12 protein-coding genes are annotated in these 15,674 nt (G+C 62.1%); 6 read left to right on the top strand and 6 right to left on the bottom strand.

Going from position 1 to position 15,674, the window contains the following annotated elements:
- Positions 1–4: 4 nt before the first annotated feature.
- Positions 5–3,493, bottom strand: coding sequence for a carbamoyl-phosphate synthase large subunit (gene carB, locus AC1DNK_RS07425; protein ID WP_477940243.1), 3,489 nt, complete (start codon positions 3,491–3,493; stop codon positions 5–7).
- Positions 3,494–3,666: 173 nt separating this feature from the next.
- Positions 3,667–4,692 (bottom strand): zinc-dependent alcohol dehydrogenase family protein, encoded by a 1,026-nt coding sequence (locus tag AC1DNK_RS07420; RefSeq protein WP_477940242.1) that lies wholly within the window; start codon positions 4,690–4,692, stop codon positions 3,667–3,669.
- Positions 4,693–4,849: 157 nt separating this feature from the next.
- On the opposite strand from AC1DNK_RS07420, the gene AC1DNK_RS07415 reads away from it, so the two are divergent.
- A complete protein-coding gene (locus AC1DNK_RS07415; protein ID WP_477940241.1) occupies positions 4,850–5,335 on the top strand; it encodes a DUF2306 domain-containing protein in 486 nt (161 codons plus the stop codon).
- A gap of 80 nt (positions 5,336–5,415) precedes the next feature.
- Positions 5,416–6,339, top strand: a complete 924-nt coding sequence (gene ypfJ, locus AC1DNK_RS07410) for a KPN_02809 family neutral zinc metallopeptidase (protein ID WP_112515789.1) — start codon at positions 5,416–5,418, stop codon at positions 6,337–6,339.
- Positions 6,340–6,375: 36 nt separating this feature from the next.
- Here the strand turns inward: ypfJ and AC1DNK_RS07405 are convergent, their stop codons facing one another.
- Positions 6,376–7,371, bottom strand: coding sequence for an aldo/keto reductase (locus AC1DNK_RS07405; RefSeq protein WP_477940240.1), 996 nt, complete (start codon positions 7,369–7,371; stop codon positions 6,376–6,378).
- Positions 7,372–7,469: 98 nt separating this feature from the next.
- On the opposite strand from AC1DNK_RS07405, the gene AC1DNK_RS07400 reads away from it, so the two are divergent.
- From AC1DNK_RS07400 to AC1DNK_RS07390, 3 genes are all read left to right on the top strand, one after another.
- The gene (locus AC1DNK_RS07400; RefSeq protein WP_477940239.1) at positions 7,470–8,375 is read left to right on the top strand and encodes a LysR family transcriptional regulator; all 906 of its coding nucleotides are present in this window, start codon (positions 7,470–7,472) and stop codon (positions 8,373–8,375) included.
- A 155-nt stretch (positions 8,376–8,530) separates the two neighbouring features.
- Positions 8,531–9,775: a TCR/Tet family MFS transporter gene (locus tag AC1DNK_RS07395; protein WP_477940238.1), complete on the top strand. Its 1,245-nt coding sequence runs from the start codon at positions 8,531–8,533 to the stop codon at positions 9,773–9,775.
- Positions 9,776–9,919: 144 nt separating this feature from the next.
- The gene (locus tag AC1DNK_RS07390) at positions 9,920–11,323 is read left to right on the top strand and encodes an MATE family efflux transporter (protein WP_477940237.1); all 1,404 of its coding nucleotides are present in this window, start codon (positions 9,920–9,922) and stop codon (positions 11,321–11,323) included.
- A gap of 86 nt (positions 11,324–11,409) precedes the next feature.
- Here the strand turns inward: AC1DNK_RS07390 and AC1DNK_RS07385 are convergent, their stop codons facing one another.
- Both AC1DNK_RS07385 and carA read right to left on the bottom strand, forming a co-directional pair.
- On the bottom strand, positions 11,410–12,441 hold the full coding sequence (locus AC1DNK_RS07385) for an acyltransferase family protein (RefSeq protein ID WP_477940236.1): 1,032 nt from the start codon (positions 12,439–12,441) through the stop codon (positions 11,410–11,412).
- Between the two features lie 80 nt (positions 12,442–12,521).
- Positions 12,522–13,727, bottom strand: coding sequence for a glutamine-hydrolyzing carbamoyl-phosphate synthase small subunit (carA, locus tag AC1DNK_RS07380; protein WP_477940902.1), 1,206 nt, complete (start codon positions 13,725–13,727; stop codon positions 12,522–12,524).
- A 273-nt stretch (positions 13,728–14,000) separates the two neighbouring features.
- Between carA and AC1DNK_RS07375 the strand changes: the two genes are divergently transcribed.
- Entirely contained in the window at positions 14,001–14,453 is a 453-nt protein-coding gene (locus AC1DNK_RS07375) for a GatB/YqeY domain-containing protein (protein ID WP_112537821.1), read from the top strand.
- 1 nt (position 14,454) lies between these two features.
- Here AC1DNK_RS07375 and AC1DNK_RS07370 read toward each other — a convergent pair whose 3' ends face one another.
- Positions 14,455–15,312 (bottom strand): hypothetical protein, encoded by an 858-nt coding sequence (locus tag AC1DNK_RS07370; RefSeq protein ID WP_477940235.1) that lies wholly within the window; start codon positions 15,310–15,312, stop codon positions 14,455–14,457.
- Positions 15,313–15,674: the final 362 nt, after the last annotated feature.

Below are 15,674 nucleotides of genomic sequence, written 5' to 3'. Positions count from 1 at the left end.
GCGATTAGGCGAAATAGCTCTGCAGCGGGCGGACTTCGAGATTGCCTGCGCGCAGCGCCTTGATCGCCTGCGCTGCGGCTTCGGCGCCTGCCATCGTCGTGTAATAGGGCACCTTCTGCATCAGCGTGGCGCGGCGGAGCGACTTGGAGTCCGAGATCGCCTTGTTGCCGTCGGTCGTGTTGATGACGAGCTGGACCTGACGGTTGCGGATGGCGTCCTCGATATGCGGGCGTCCCTCCAGAACCTTGTTGATCTTGGTCGCGGTGATGCCCTGTTCGGCGAGGTAGCGGGCGGTGCCGCCGGTTGCCAGAACCTTGAAGCCTTCGGCGACCAGCAGGCGGATCGCCGGCAGAACGCGCGGCTTGTCCTCGTCGCGCACCGAGACGAACACCGTTCCGTCACGCGGCAGCTCGACGCTGGCGCCGAGCTGCGACTTGGCGAAGGCCAGCGCGAAATCGGTGTCGAGGCCGATGACTTCGCCGGTCGAGCGCATTTCCGGGCCGAGCAGCGTGTCGACGCCCGGGAAGCGGGCGAAGGGGAAGACGGCTTCCTTGACGGCGATGTGCTTGAGGTTGCGCGGATCGGGCTTTTCGCCATAGGCGGCGAAGGTCGCATCGAGCTTCTCACCGGCCATGGCGCGCGCGGCGATCTTGGCGATCGGCGCGCCGATGGTCTTGGCGACGAAGGGCACGGTGCGCGAGGCGCGCGGGTTGACTTCGAGCACGTAGACGGTGCCGTCCTTGATGGCGAACTGGACGTTCATCAGGCCGACGACGTTGAGCGCCTTAGCCATCGCCTTTGCCTGACGCTCCAGCTCGTCGAGCATTTCCGTCGAGAGCGTGCGCGGCGGCAGCGAGCAGGCGGAGTCACCGGAGTGAATGCCGGCTTCCTCGATATGCTCCATGATGCCGGCGACATAGGCGTCGGTGCCGTCGGAGAGGCAGTCGACGTCGACTTCGATGGCGTTCGAGAGGTAGCTGTCGAAGAGCAGCGGGTTCTTGCCGAGCAGGGTGTTGATCTGGCCGGTCTTGTCGTTCGGATAGCGCTGCTTGATGTCCTCAGGCACCAGTTCCGGCACGGTATCCAGCAGATAGGTCTGCAGCATCGATTCCGAATGGATGATCTGCATGGCACGGCCGCCGAGAACGTAGGACGGGCGCACGACCAGCGGGAAGCCGATTTCGGTGGCGACGAGGCGGGCCTGCTCGACCGAGTAGGCGATGCCGTTGTTCGGCTGCGTCAGGTCGAGCTTGACCAGCAGCTTCTGGAAGCGGTCGCGGTCTTCGGCAAGGTCGATCATATCGGGCGCGGTGCCGAGGATCGGGATGCCGTTCTTCTCGAGCGCTTCGGCGAGCTTCAGCGGCGTCTGGCCGCCGAACTGGACGATGACGCCGACGACTTCGCCCTTTTCCTGCTCAGCGCGCAGGATCTCGATCACGTCTTCGGCCGTCAGCGGTTCGAAATAGAGGCGATCGGACGTGTCATAGTCGGTCGAGACGGTTTCCGGGTTGCAGTTGATCATGATCGCTTCATAGCCGGCATCGCGGAGTGCGAAAGCGGCATGGCAGCAGCAATAATCGAACTCGATGCCCTGGCCGATACGGTTCGGACCACCGCCGAGGATGACGACCTTCTTGCGGTCGGAAACTTCAGCTTCCGAGCGCGCGGCGCCGACGAAAGGCGTCTCGTAGGTCGAGTACATGTAGGCGGTCGGCGAGGCGAATTCGGCGGCGCAGGTGTCGATGCGCTTGAAGACCGGGCGGACGTTCAGGCTGTTGCGGAGTTCCGCCACTTCCTTCGGGCGCTTGCCCGACAGGGTTGCCAGGCGGGCGTCGGAGAAGCCCATGGCCTTGAGGCTGCGGAGATTGGCGGCATCCTGCGGCAGGCCGTGCTCGCGGATGCGGGCTTCGGTATCGACGATCGCCTTGAACTGGGCGATGAACCACGGATCGATCTTGCAGCCTTCGTGCACTTCTTCAGGGCTCATGCCCTGGCGCAGCGCCTGGGCGACCATGCGCAGACGATCCGGCGTCGGCGTGCCGATGGCGGCGCGGATGGCGTTCTGGCTGGATTCGCCTTCTTCGACGCCCGGGATCTCGATTTCGTCGAGGCCGGTGAGGCCGGTTTCAAGGCCGCGCAGCGCCTTCTGCAGCGATTCAGCAAAGGTACGGCCGATCGCCATGACTTCGCCGACCGACTTCATGGCGGTGGTCAGAACCGGCGAGGCGCCCGGGAACTTCTCGAAGGCAAAGCGCGGGATCTTGGTGACGACATAGTCGATCGACGGTTCGAAGGAGGCCGGTGTCGCGCCGCCGGTGATGTCGTTGTCGAGTTCGTCGAGCGTGTAGCCGACGGCAAGCTTGGCGGCGACCTTGGCGATCGGGAAGCCGGTGGCCTTCGACGCGAGCGCCGAGGAGCGCGAGACGCGCGGGTTCATTTCGATGACGACGAGGCGGCCGTCCTTCGGGTTGACGGCGAACTGGACGTTAGAGCCGCCGGTCTCGACGCCGATCTCGCGCAGAACCGCGATCGAGGCGTTGCGCATCATCTGGTATTCTTTGTCGGTCAGCGTCAGGGCGGGGGCAACGGTGATCGAATCGCCGGTATGGACGCCCATCGGGTCGATGTTCTCGATCGAGCAGATGATGATGCAGTTGTCCGCCTTGTCGCGGACCACTTCCATTTCATATTCCTTCCAGCCGAGAACCGATTCCTCGATCAGGACTTCTGTCGTCGGCGAGGCATCGAGGCCGCCGCCGATGATTTCGAAGAATTCCGAGCGGTTATAGGCAATGCCGCCGCCGGTGCCGCCCATAGTGAAGGACGGGCGGATGATGGCGGGCAGGCCGACGACGTCGATGGCCTGTGCGGCGATTGCCATGGCATGGCTGATATAGCGCTGCTTGCGGTCCGTCTCGCCGAGGTTCCACTGGTTTTCAAGCGCGTCGAGCGCCTTGTCGAGATCGGCGCCCGACAGGCTCTCCTTGAGCTTGTTGCGCTCGGCCTCATGCGTCTTGCGGTCAAGATCCTTGATGTCGGTGGCATTGGCCAGCATCGAGCGCGGAGTTTCCAGGCCGATACGGTCCATGGCTTCGCGGAAGAGGGCGCGGTCTTCGGCCATGTCGATGGCAGCGGGTTTCGCGCCGATCATCTCGACATTGTAGCGGTCGAGAACGCCCATTCTCTTGAGGGAAAGCGCGGTGTTGAGTGCCGTCTGGCCGCCCATGGTCGGCAGCAGCGCATCGGGGCGCTCCTTGGCGATGATCTTGGCAACGACTTCGGGGGTGATCGGCTCGACATAGGTCGCGTCCGCCAGACCCGGGTCGGTCATGATCGTTGCCGGGTTGGAATTGACGAGGATGACGCGGTAGCCTTCCTCCTTCAGAGCCTTGCAGGCCTGGGTTCCCGAGTAGTCGAATTCGCAAGCCTGGCCGATGACGATCGGTCCTGCGCCGATGATGAGGATCGATTTGATGTCTTGGCGCTTCGGCATGGGCGATATCCGTTTCTAGCTGCGCAGAAAACCGGCCAGGGTGGGAGGCACCGGGTCGGGTCGCGCATTGAGGGTCTTTTCAGGCTAGAAGCGGCTTATAGGCAAAGCGAAACCGAAACGGAACCCCATAATTCAAGGAATCGACAGGAATCCGCAGGTTGTCGGTAGGGGTATCAAAGGCCGGGTATGACAAGAGCCCGGATCTCGCCTGATGGAGCCGGATTGGCGATGGTCTTAAGGGCCCCCTCGAAGCCGATCCTGCGAGAAATCAGCGGCTCGACCTTGATGGCACCTGAGGCGATCAGATCGGCGGCGCGGGCGTGGGTGAAGGGGTTGACGAAGGATCCGAGCAGGCGGATTTCCCGGACCAGCAGGTCGAAGGGTTCGATCGAAACCGTTGCGCCTTGCGGCATGACGCCGAGGATGACGGCGGTGCCGCCTTTTCGGGCGAGGCGGGGCGCCTGCTCGATGGTCTCCGGAACCCCCGCGCATTCGATGACTACATCTGCACCATCAGGGAGAATGCCGTTCTTGCCCGATATCAACTCAATGACATCGCCGGCTGACGGATCGACTGTCGCGGTTGCGCCAAGGTCTTCGGCGAGGCGGCGTTTTTCGGCATTGCGGGTCACCAGCACCACGCGTGTTGCGCCGGCGAGGCGGGCGAGCTGGACGACCAGCAGCCCGATGACGCCGCCGCCCAGCACGACGACCGATTGGCCGGTGGTGATGCCGGCCATGTCGACGCCGTGGATGCAGCAGGCCAGCGGCTCGCAGAAAGCGCCGTGCAGAGGATCGAGACCGGTGGGCAGGGCGTAGGCCTGCGTTTCCGGCATGCAGACATAATCGGCGAAGCCGCCATCGCGATGGATGCCGATGGCGCGCAGGTTGCGGCAGAGGTTGACCCGGCCGCGCTGGCATTCCGGGCAAAGGCCGCAGGAAATGTTCGGATCGCCGGTGACACGCATGCCGGCCCGGAAATTCTTCACGCCGGAACCGACCGCCTCGACGATGCCGGTGAATTCGTGTCCGAGGATGACGGGCGGCGTCGAGGGAAATTCGCCGTGGAAAAGATGGCGGTCGGTGCCGCAGATGCCGCAGGCATCCACCTTGACCAGGATATCGTTCGGGCCGGGAACCGGCTTTTCGGCTTCCACCACGGCAAGTCTGCCGGTTGCTTCCAGACGCAGGGCCTTCATGATTTTCTCCTCGCTCCGACGCCATCAGGCGCAAAAATGGGCTGATGCGTCAAGGCTTGACGGCAAGGCCCCGGGAAGAGCCGAAAGAGTTGGCACTCGCCTCTTGCGCGGCGCCGCATCCGGCGGAAAGATCACGGCGTTCCCGAGGAGATAGTAGATGACCCTAGAACCCTTGCTCGATGCGCAGCCTGCAATCCAGATTCATGTTGCGACGGTCGTGCCGGCCGCCTTGCTCGGCGCCTATCTGCTGTCGCGGCCCAAGGGCACGCCGCGGCACCGGTTGCTCGGCAAGATCTGGATGGGGCTGATGGTGATCACCGCGCTCTCCACCTTCTTCATTCACGAGCTCAACATGTTTTACGGTTTTAGCCCCATTCACCTGCTGTCGATCGCAACACTGTTCGGTGCCTGGCAGGCGATTGCTGCAGCCCGGCGCCACGATGTCGTCAGGCATCGCCATATCGTCCGCTCGATCTATTTCGGCGGCATCGTCATTGCCGGGCTGTTTACCTTGCTGCCGGGGCGGATCATGAACTCAGTGGTGTTTTCCGGGCACGACATGGTCGCGCTTGCCGCGGGGCTTGTGGTGACCTCTGCCGCCGCAGCCATCATGCTCTCTTCGCGAATGCGGCCGACGGCATGAAGCCGCTGGAATTCACAGTCGCGGCGGATATATAACTGTTGGCTGCAGAGGTGAATTTGGCACTGCCGGGGAGAGTTGAGATGGAATGGAAGGGCCGCCGTCAATCGGACAATATCGAGGATCGCCGCGGAGACCCTTCCAGCGGCGGGCAGAGTCCCTTCGGCCGTGGCGGCGGGTTCAGCTTTCCCTCGGGCGGCATGCGCCGCGGAGGGGGCGGGTTGTCGATCGGCACGATCATCTTCCTCGTCGTCATCTATTTCATCTTCAAGGCGATGGGCATCGACCTGATGCAGGTCATGGACGGCACAATGAATGGCGGTTCGGGCTACGAACAGAGCCAGTCGCAGGGCAATGGAACGCCTGCCAATGACGACATGACGGCCTTCGTGCGCACCGTGCTTGCCGATACCGAAGATACCTGGACTGGTATCTTTCAGGCATCCGGCCAGACTTACGAAAAGCCGGCTCTGGTGCTGTTCTCGGGCTCGACGCGCTCCGGTTGCGGCGCTGCATCAGCCGCATCTGGCCCGTTCTACTGCCCCGTCGACCGCAAGGTCTATCTCGACACCGATTTCTTCCGCCAGCTCAGCCAGCAGTTCGGCGCCAAGGGCGAATTTGCAGAGGCCTATGTCATTGCCCACGAAGTCGGCCATCACGTTCAGAACATTCTGGGCGTGCTGCCGAAATTCAACGAGGCCCGCCAGCGGATGAGCGAGGTCGATGCCAACAAGATGTCGGTGCGTGTCGAGCTTCAGGCCGATTGCTTCGCCGGGGTCTTCGCCAAGTTCGAGCAGCGCAAGGGCTATATCAATCCTGACGATATCGCGGACGCGCTGAATGCTGCCCAGCAGATCGGCGACGATACGCTGCAGAAGCGCAGCCAGGGCTATGTCGTCCCCGACAGCTTCAATCACGGAACCTCGGCGCAGCGTGTCAAATGGTTCAAGCAGGGCTTCGACAGCGGCAAGGTTTCGGCCTGCGACACCTTTAGCGGTCCGGTCTGAGCCGGGAGGCTCCGCCTCTCCGGCGGAGCCATTCGATTAGCGTTCACTATCCATATGCTTCAGCTGCACGTCCGGATAACGGGCGCCCGCAGCGGCGTCCTTTGGCACGGCGCGCTCGATTGCCGCGATGTCGTCCGCGCTGAGCTCAACAGCGCTTGAGCCGAGTGCTTCGGTCAGCCGGTCGCGGCGGCGGGCGCCGATCAGCGGGACGATGTTCCTGCCTTGCGCGGCGACCCAGGCGATGGCGATCTGGGCGACGCTGACCTGCTTTTCCGCAGCGATCTTGCGCAGTTCCTCGACGAGGGCGAGGTTCTGGTCGATATTGGCAGCCTGGAAGCGCGGGCTGACGGCCCGGAAATCGCCCTTGCCGCCATCCTGTCCCTTCTGCCAATGGCCGCTGATCAGGCCGCGCGACAGGACGCCATAGGCGGTGATCGAGATGCCGAGTTCGCGGCAGGTGGGCAGGATCTGATCCTCGATGCCGCGGGAGATCAGCGAGTATTCGATCTGCAGGTCGGCGATCGGGTGAACGGCTGCAGCGCGGCGGATGGTATCCGCGCCGACTTCGGACAGGCCGATATGGCGGACGTAGCCGGCCTTGATCATGTCGGCGATGGCACCGACGGTTTCCTCGATCGGCACGTTCGGATCGAGACGGGCAGGGCGGTAGATGTCGATATAGTCGGTGCCGAGCCGCTGCAGCGAATACGCAATGAAATTCTTCAACGCTGCCGGGCGGGAATCATAGCCATTCCAGGCGCCGAGCGGATCGCGCAGAGCGCCGGTCTTGACGCTGATGATGAGGTCCTTGCGCTTGCGATCCTTCAGCGCCTCGCCGATCAGCATTTCGTTGTGGCCCATGCCATAGAAATCGCCGGTATCGAGCAGGTTGATCCCGGCATCCAATGCGCCGTGGATCGTCGCAATGCTTTCGGCCCGATCGGCCGGGCCGTACATGCCGGACATGCCCATGCAGCCGAGGCCGATGGCGGAGACTTCGGGGCCGGTCTTTCCCAGGCGATAGGTTTGCATTGTCTTCTCCTTGTGATGCGTTCGGCACTCTTTCTATCGGCTGCGGATGTGTGCGATAATCCGGATAGTGGCGAATGAGCCGTACGGGAAAATGCACAATGGATGATCTGCCCCTCAGTGATCTGGATGCCTTCACGGCGATTGCAAGGGAGCGGAGCTTCCGTGCCGCGGCCCGCAAGCGCGGCGTTTCGCCGTCGTCGCTCAGCGATTCTCTGAGGCGGCTGGAGGAGCGGCTCGGCGTGCGGCTGCTCAACCGCACGACCCGCAGCGTCACGCCGACCGAGGCAGGCGAACGTCTCCTGGAACGGCTGGCGCCGGCGCTGGGGGAGGTTGTCTCGGCGCTCGGGCAGCTCGACAGTTTCCGCGACAGCCCGGCCGGCACTTTGCGGCTGAACGTGCCGACCATTGTGTCGCGGCTCTTCCTGCCTGAGATCGCCAGCCGGTTCCTGGCGCTTTACCCGGAGATCAAGCTGGAGATCCTTGCGGAGGACGACTTTGTCGATGTCGTCGAGGCGGGCTTCGATGCGGGTATCCGCTACGATGAGCGCTTGGAGCGCGACATGATCGCCGTGCCGATTGGCCCGCGCCGCCAGCGTTACGTCACGGCTGCATCGCCTGCCTATCTGCAACGGCGCGGCACACCCGCTCATCCGCGCGACCTCTTGGAGCATGACTGCATCCGCCATCGCTTTCGCAGCCGCGCGCATTTCGCCTGGGAGTTCGACCGCGGCGAGGAGACGTTGACACTCTCGGTGTCCGGACCGCTGGTCGCAAACTCGATCGAGATGGAAGTGGAGGCCGCAATCGCCGGCCTCGGCGTCATCAGGACCTTCGAAGAGGTGCTGCTTCCCGGATTTGAACGGGGCGAACTGGTGCCGATCCTCGAGGAATGGGTGACGGAATTCTCCGGGCCGTTCCTCTATTATGCCAGCCGCAAGCACATGCCGCCCGCACTTCGCGCATTCGTCGATTTCGTCAAGGCCGACGGGCGGAGGGGCTCATAATCCCGTTTTGTTCGCAGGCGCGATCAATTTCGTTGTCTTCGCCATCAAAAACTTTGAAATGTTCACGTATTGTTTCATTTTTCTGCTTCGGCTATCTAACATTCCCGGCGATGAGATCGTCTTGCCAGAAAACAGCAGCTGTTGAGAGATGACTCATGCTTGATCCCAAATTCGTAAGCCGCGGCCTGTTCCTGGTTTTCATGATCCTGTTTCTCGATGTCATCGGCATCGCGATCATCATGCCGGTTCTTCCCGCCTATCTGGAAGAGTTGACGGGCGGCAGCGTCRGCGACGCGGCGCTGGATGGCGGCTGGCTGCTCGTCGTCTATGCGATCATGCAGTTTCTGTTCGCGCCGCTGCTCGGCAATCTCAGTGACCGGTTCGGACGCAGGCCGATCCTGCTGATTTCGGTGCTCACCTTCGCCATCGACAATTTCATTTGCGCGGTCGCCACCAGCTTCTGGATGCTGTTTGTCGGCCGGGCGCTGGCGGGCTTCAGTGGCGGCAGTTTCGCCACCTGCTCGGCCTATATCGCCGATATCAGCACGGAGGAGAATCGGGCGAAGAATTTCGGCCTGATCGGCATCGCCTTCGGCGTCGGCTTTACCATCGGCCCTGTCATTGGCGGGTTTCTCGGCGAATTCGGTCCGCGCGTGCCGTTTTTCGGGGCGGCGCTGGTGTCGTTCCTGAATTTCGCCGCCGCCTATTTCCTGCTGCCCGAGACCTTGGATGCCAAGCATCGCCGCCCCTTCGAATGGAAGCGTGCCAACCCGCTCGGCGCCTTGAAACAGATGCGCCACTATCCCGGCATCGGCTGGGTTGCCGCCGTGATGTTCCTGTTCTGGCTGGCGCATTCGGTTTATCCAGCCGTCTGGTCCTTCGTCGGCACCTACCGCTATGGCTGGAGTGAGGGCCAGATCGGCCTGTCGCTCGGCATCTATGGCATCGGCGCGGCGATCGTCATGGGGCTGGTGCTGCCGAAGGTCGTTCCTGTTCTCGGCGAGTGGAAGACGGCGGTCATCGGTCTCTGCTTTTCGGTCGTCGGCCTGACGGGCTATGCCTTCGCTTGGGAGGGCTGGATGGTCTATGTGATCATCGTCATGACGGTCATGGAGAACGTCGCTGATCCGCCGCTGCGCAGCATTGCGGCCGGCAAGGTGCCGCCTTCGGCGCAGGGTGAGCTGCAGGGGGCGCTGACCAGCCTCAGCAGCATCACCACGATCATCGGCCCGGTTATCTTCACGCAGCTGTTCGGCTATTTTACCAAGCCGGATGCGCCGGTTACCTTTGCAGGTGCCCCTTATCTGATGGCGGCTTTCTTCATTCTCGTGGCGGCGCTGGTGTTCTTCATCAAGGTGCGACCGTCGCGGCCAAAGGCGATCGAAGCTCTGGCAGAATAGCCATCAGATTCAGTGATGCTGTGATGAATATTTCAGCATTTGCCTGTTTTAGGGTAGCTCTTTGCCGGGCTTTGATCTAAGGCCCGGTAATAACTTGCCGCCATTCCGCGGCCGAAAACGATTCAAAACAATTGGACTTTTGCCATGGACACGCCTGTTGACGTGAACAAGCTCGCGCCGCACACCGACAACCATTGGGGATCGCATTTCCGTGCGACGCTGGCGCTCGGCATACCCTTCATCGGCGCGCAGCTCGCCCAGCTCGGCATCAACACGACCGATGTGATGATCGTCGGCCAGCTCGGCGCCGAAAACTTGGCGGCCATGGTGCTGTCAGCGCAGTTTCTCTTCACCATCCTGATCTTCGGCTCGGGATTTGCGATCGCCGTCATTCCGATGGTGGCGCAGGCCTATGGGCGTGGCGATATCGTCACGGTGCGCCGCTCGATGCGCATGGGTCTCTGGGTCGTTACCGCCTATTGGCTGGTCATGCAGCCAGCCTTCTTCTATGCCGAGGAAATCCTGCTGGCGGCCGGGCAGAAGCCCGAGGTCGCCAAGCTCGCACATGGCTATATCCTGATCGGCCATTTCGCCGTACTGCCGGGCCTGCTCTACAATGTCATGCGGGCGCTGGTGAGCGCCATCGGCAAGGCGGCCGTGGTGCTCAATGTCACGATCGCCATGCTGGTGCTGAACGCGATCTTTGCCTACATCCTGGTGCTCGGCCATTTCGGCTTTCCGGCGATGGGTCTGGAAGGCGCGGCGATCGTTTCCGTTGCCGTGCAGACGGCGGGCTTCCTGTTCATCCTCGCCTATGTGCAGATGAAGGAAGAGACGCGCCGCTACGAGATCCTGGTGCGCTTCTGGCGGCCGGACTGGCATGCGCTCTGGGACGTTGTGCGTCTCGGTCTGCCGATCAGCATCACGATCCTGGCCGAAGTCAGCCTGTTTACCGCAGCGTCGCTGTTGATGGGCCGCATCGGTACGATCGAGCTTGCCGCCCACGGCATCGCGCTGCAATGGGCGTCGATCGCCTTCATGATCCCGCTCGGCCTCAGCCAGGCGGCAACGGTTCGCATCGGCATCGCCCACGGGCAGGGCGATCATCTGGCCGTCGTGCGTGCCTCGATCACTGTGATGATCATCGCCTGCGTGGTTTCGGCGCTCGGCGGTATCCTGTTTGCCGTCATGCCGGAGTTTTTCGCGCGCTGGTTCCTCGATACGAGCCACCCGGAAGCTGCCGCGGTGCTCGCCTATGCGGGTCCGCTGATCGTTGTCGCCGGGCTGTTCCAGCTGGTGGACGGGATCCAGGCGATCGCCAGCGGCCTGCTGCGCGGGCTGAAGGACGCGCGGGTGCCGATGATCCTGGCCCTGATCGCCTATTGGCCGATCGGCTTCTTCCTGGCATGGCTGCTGGCCTTCCCGCTCGGCTTCGGCGGCGTCGGCATCTGGTTCGGCTTCCTGGTCGGGCTTGCGGCAGCGGCGACCATGCTCTGCGCCCGCTTCTATATTCTCGTGCGCCGCGAGGGGAGAATGGCCGGCGCCTGAGCCCGGCCATTCGTCAACGTCAGGCCGTTACCGGTCCGTGGCTGGCAATGCCGATGCGTGCGCCTGCACGGCTGTCATTCGTCAAGTCAAGTTGAGGTCAAGAGCTCCGCCTTGTGCGGATTGCGGCGCTTCCAGCGATTGACGAGGAAGATGCGGCATGGCGCCTCGATAACGTGGTAGCTCGCGGTGGCGACTGCGAGCGCGACGGCACATCCGAGGGGGATGACGAGCCAGAGCGGCATGCCTGCGAGCAGCTTGGCCGTCAGGAACAGGCAGGGCACATGCAGGAGATAGAGCGAAAAGCTGATCGTTCCGAGAAAGCGGAAGGGGCGGGAGGCGAACAGCGCGGCGGAAATCGGATGCTCGCGGGCGACGAGCAGGACGGAAAGAGCAGCGGCAAGCGCGGTCGACATGCCCCAGAGAGTGTCGGAGACCTCGATCGATAGGGCGCGATGGCTGAGCAGAAAGGCCGGCAAGAGGATCGCCATGACGCCGACTGTTATGCCGCGGGCCGCACTTTGCAGGCGCGGGTGCAGGTAGCCGGCCAGGACGCCGAGCAGGAAATAGGGCAGCTTCGATATCAAGAGGATGCCGCTTCCCGGAAAGCCGAGGAGACCGTCGATCGCCAGCAGGCAGCCGATCAGCACAGCGATCCACTGGTAGCGCACCGGATTGGCCAGAAACATCCAGATGAACGGGAAGACCAGATAGAACTGGATCTCGGGCGGGATCGTCCAGAGAACGCCGGTCGAGCCGAGCATGACGATATGACGGACGATCTGGAAGGGTCCCGTTATCGGATCGATATAACCGAGACCGGGAACGGCCGAGAGGACAACGACCAGCAGCACGGCGGCGAGATAGACCGGATAGATGCGGGCGAAGCGGTTGACGAGGAAATCGGCGGTATTCTTTCTGGAGAATGGCCTGTCGCCATAGAGATAGGCCATCAGGAAGCCGCTGATGGCAAAGAAGATCGCCACGGCGCCGCTCCCGATATCAGGCAGAGGCAGCGGACCGAGCGCTGGAAAGACCAGATAGACATGCGCCATTACGACGGCGAGCGCGGTGATGCCGCGCAATCCGTCAAGGCTTGCAATGTGGCGGCGCTCTCTCATTCATTGTCCAGTCAACGCATAAACTGACTGATGAGTAACACCGCCGCACTTAAGGTGCTGTTAAGAAATAGCGGCTGCTCTTACCGTTCAGCAAGCGCCTCTTCACCCTTCTTGGCGCGCACCATGTTGATGAAGCGGCGGAAGAGGTAGTGGCTGTCCTGCGGGCCGGGAGAGGCTTCCGGGTGGTGCTGCACCGAGAAGATCTGCTTGCCGGAAACACGCAGGCCGCAATTGGTGCCGTCGAACAGTGAAACGTGAGTCTCCTCAACGCCTTCGGGCAGCGACTTCGTGTCAACCGCGAAGCCGTGGTTCATCGAGACGATCTCGACCTTGCCCGTCGTGTGATCCTTGACCGGATGGTTGGCGCCGTGATGGCCCTGGTGCATCTTTTCGGTCTTGGCGCCGAGCGCGAGACCCAGCATCTGGTGGCCGAGGCAGATGCCGAAGACCGGGATGTCGGTCTTGATCAGCGTCTGGATGACCGGGACGGCATAGGCGCCCGTTGCGGCCGGGTCGCCCGGGCCGTTCGACAGGAAGATGCCATCGGGGTTGACCGCAAGCACGTCTTCGGCGCTCGCCGTCGCCGGCATGACGGTGACCTTGCAATCGAGGCCGGCGAAGAGGCGCAGAATGTTGCGCTTCACGCCGTAGTCGAGGCAGACGACGTGATACTTGGCATCGGCAGCGCCGAGTTCGCCATAGCCTTCGTTCCAGATCCAGGGCGTCTGCGTCCATTGCGAGGACTGGCCCGAAGAGGCGATCTTGGCGAGGTCGAGACCTTCGAGGCCGCTCCAGGCCTTGGCTTCGGCCTTCAGCGTGTCGACATCGAAGACGCCATTCGGATCATGGGCGATGACGGCGTTCGGCGAGCCGTTCTCGCGGATCCAGGCGGTTAGTGCGCGTGTGTCAATGCCGCAGAGGCCGATGATGCCGCGGGCTTTCAGCCAGGCGTCGAGATGTTTGGCGGCGCGGTAGTTGGACGGTTCGGTGATGTCAGCCTTGAAGATGACGCCGACCGCGCCGTGGCGTGCTGCCGGCGTCAGGTCTTCGATGTCTTCTTCGTTGGTGCCGATATTGCCGATATGCGGGAAGGTGAAGGTGACGATCTGGCCGAGATAGGAGGGGTCGGTGAGGATTTCCTCGTAGCCGGTCAATGCGGTGTTGAAGACCACCTCGGCCTGGACCTTGCCGGTCGCGCCGATGCCCTTTCCTTCGATCACGGTGCCATCTGCGAGAACGAGCAGGGCGGTCGGCTTTTCAATGGTCCAGGGGGCTGTCGCGGTCATCATCATCCCGTTTCCGGCTGCTCTCGACGTCTTGGGCCGTCAGGCTGCCATTTGTGTTCGCAAGCGTATGGGCGCAGCTCGCCGCCGCGCGTCTCAGGCCTGATCACGAATTTTGGTGCAGGTGGCGGTAGATAGCCACGCTCTCGCCTGCCGTCAATCTTTTCTAACGTATCGGGACACGCTTTTCCTGCGGTTTCTGGCGCTGATATCGCAATTTATTTGATCCTCCCCATTTGCGTGGTTTATGTAGCGCCATTCAACAGGAGTGAAATAATGCTGCGCGATCAACTCGCCACCGCCCTCAAAGAGGCGATGAAAGCCAAGAATGCCGAGCGCCTTTCGACGATCCGTCTCATTCAGGCCGCCACCAAGGATCGTGATATCGCCAATCGCGGCGCCGGCAAGGAAGAAGCCAGCGACGACGAGATTCTGCAGATCCTCGCCAAGATGGTGAAGCAGCGCGACGAATCGGCGAAGATTTACGAAGAGAATTCGCGCCCGGAGCTGGCCGCGAAGGAACGCGCGGAAATCACAGTGATCCAGGATTTCCTGCCGAAACAGCTTTCGGATGCCGAAGTGCGCGCCAATATCTCGGCGATCATTGCGGAAACCGGCGCCGAAGGACCGAAGGACATGGGCAAGGTGATGGCGGCTCTCAAGGAGCGCTATGCCGGGCAGATGGATTTCGCCAAGGCTTCAGGCGCCGTCAAGGAACTCTTGAAGTAAATCAGATGGCGCGGCCGAGCACAGTCTCGGCCGCCGCATCGACGACCGCGAACTTGGCTGCCTGGTAATCGCGGTATTCGAGAATGAAGCCGCGCGAAAGCCACAGGTCGCCCTTGCGCGGCGGCTCGTCCCAGCCGACGCTTCCCATCTCCGCCGCCTGGCTGAGGAGGCGCTTCAGATGGGTGTTGGAAATCATGAACTGGGTGCGCAGGTCGCTTAGCGATACCGGGCCAATGGATATCCGTTCGGCCGCGCCATCGAATGCCGGCAGGCGGGACATCAGATAGTCCATGACAAGACCGCCGGAATTTGCCCAGTTGAATAGATTGTAGGTGGCGCCGGGATCACGCACCGCCTTGGTGGCGATGATGGCCTGAGCAATCAGGGGTTGAATTTTAGCAATGAGCGCCGGCTCGGTGCTGAGCTTTTCGGCGCGCTTGCCACCGTCCAGGTTGTCGAGAATGAAAAGATGTGTCTGCAGCCACTTGAAGAAGTGCTGCTCGGCAGTCTCCGTCGGCTCGACGAGGCGCGTGCGCCGGTCGGCCTGGCCGCTTGAGGGGCGCAGGAAACGGTAGACGAGCATTTCCTGGAGGAAGGCGGCGGCCGTGTTGCGGCTGGCGATCTTGTTGCTGACGACGAAATCCACGAAACGCCCGGAATACAGGCCTTTTTTCTCCTCGCCCGGCAATCCGTAATGCAATGCAAAGCCTGAATGCGCCATCAGCCACCGTTGCTGCGCAGCAAAAATGGACGCGATTCTCGGGCTTTCCTTATAGATCGTCAGCATCTCGTTGGCGCAGATCAATACTGCTCCAAAAAAGCGATCGTCTATAGCAAGTGTTTCGGCGGTCAAGGACATCTGGGAACTCGGCAAGGCGACGGCTATTCCATTTGCCTTCTCAGCGTCCCGAGTCAATGTCCGTTTTGAACGGAGTGTCCCAAAAATGGTTAGGTGAGTTAACCGGCAAGGTTAAATTGCAAAAATCCGGGACAGCTGTGCCTGAAATTAAAGAAGGCAGGAGCTGGGGGCGCTCCTGCCTTCTTGCTCTTTGCTGCCGACAGCGACGCTGGGCTAGGCCCACACTGGCGGTGTATTTGCAAAGGCACCCTTGCGAGGCGGCGCCGGGGGTAGGGATGGTGCCTCGCTCGGGGATCGCTTTGATGAGAAGACGGTATTGCGCCGCAGCGGAGTATTCAAATTACAAAAATATAATAATTGGG

The organism is Rhizobium sp. 01N424, assembly GCF_056399485.1.
This window is presented reverse-complemented; position numbering and strand designations above follow the sequence as displayed.

Excerpts from the sequence above, each read along its gene's own strand:
- AC1DNK_RS07390 (WP_477940237.1), top strand. The coding sequence starts at position 9,920 with ATGGACACGCCTGTTGACGTGAACAAGCTCGCGCCGCACACCGACAAC.
- AC1DNK_RS07415 (WP_477940241.1), top strand. The coding sequence starts at position 4,850 with ATGACCCTAGAACCCTTGCTCGATGCGCAGCCTGCAATCCAGATTCAT.
- AC1DNK_RS07370 (WP_477940235.1), bottom strand. The coding sequence starts at position 15,312 with ATGTCCTTGACCGCCGAAACACTTGCTATAGACGATCGCTTTTTTGGA.
- AC1DNK_RS07400 (WP_477940239.1), top strand. The coding sequence starts at position 7,470 with ATGGATGATCTGCCCCTCAGTGATCTGGATGCCTTCACGGCGATTGCA.
- AC1DNK_RS07405 (WP_477940240.1), bottom strand. The coding sequence starts at position 7,371 with ATGCAAACCTATCGCCTGGGAAAGACCGGCCCCGAAGTCTCCGCCATC.
- AC1DNK_RS07385 (WP_477940236.1), bottom strand. The coding sequence starts at position 12,441 with ATGAGAGAGCGCCGCCACATTGCAAGCCTTGACGGATTGCGCGGCATC.
- carA (WP_477940902.1), bottom strand. The coding sequence starts at position 13,727 with ATGACCGCGACAGCCCCCTGGACCATTGAAAAGCCGACCGCCCTGCTC.
- ypfJ (WP_112515789.1), top strand. The coding sequence starts at position 5,416 with ATGGAATGGAAGGGCCGCCGTCAATCGGACAATATCGAGGATCGCCGC.
- AC1DNK_RS07375 (WP_112537821.1), top strand. The coding sequence starts at position 14,001 with ATGCTGCGCGATCAACTCGCCACCGCCCTCAAAGAGGCGATGAAAGCC.
- AC1DNK_RS07420 (WP_477940242.1), bottom strand. The coding sequence starts at position 4,692 with ATGAAGGCCCTGCGTCTGGAAGCAACCGGCAGACTTGCCGTGGTGGAA.
- carB (WP_477940243.1), bottom strand. The coding sequence starts at position 3,493 with ATGCCGAAGCGCCAAGACATCAAATCGATCCTCATCATCGGCGCAGGA.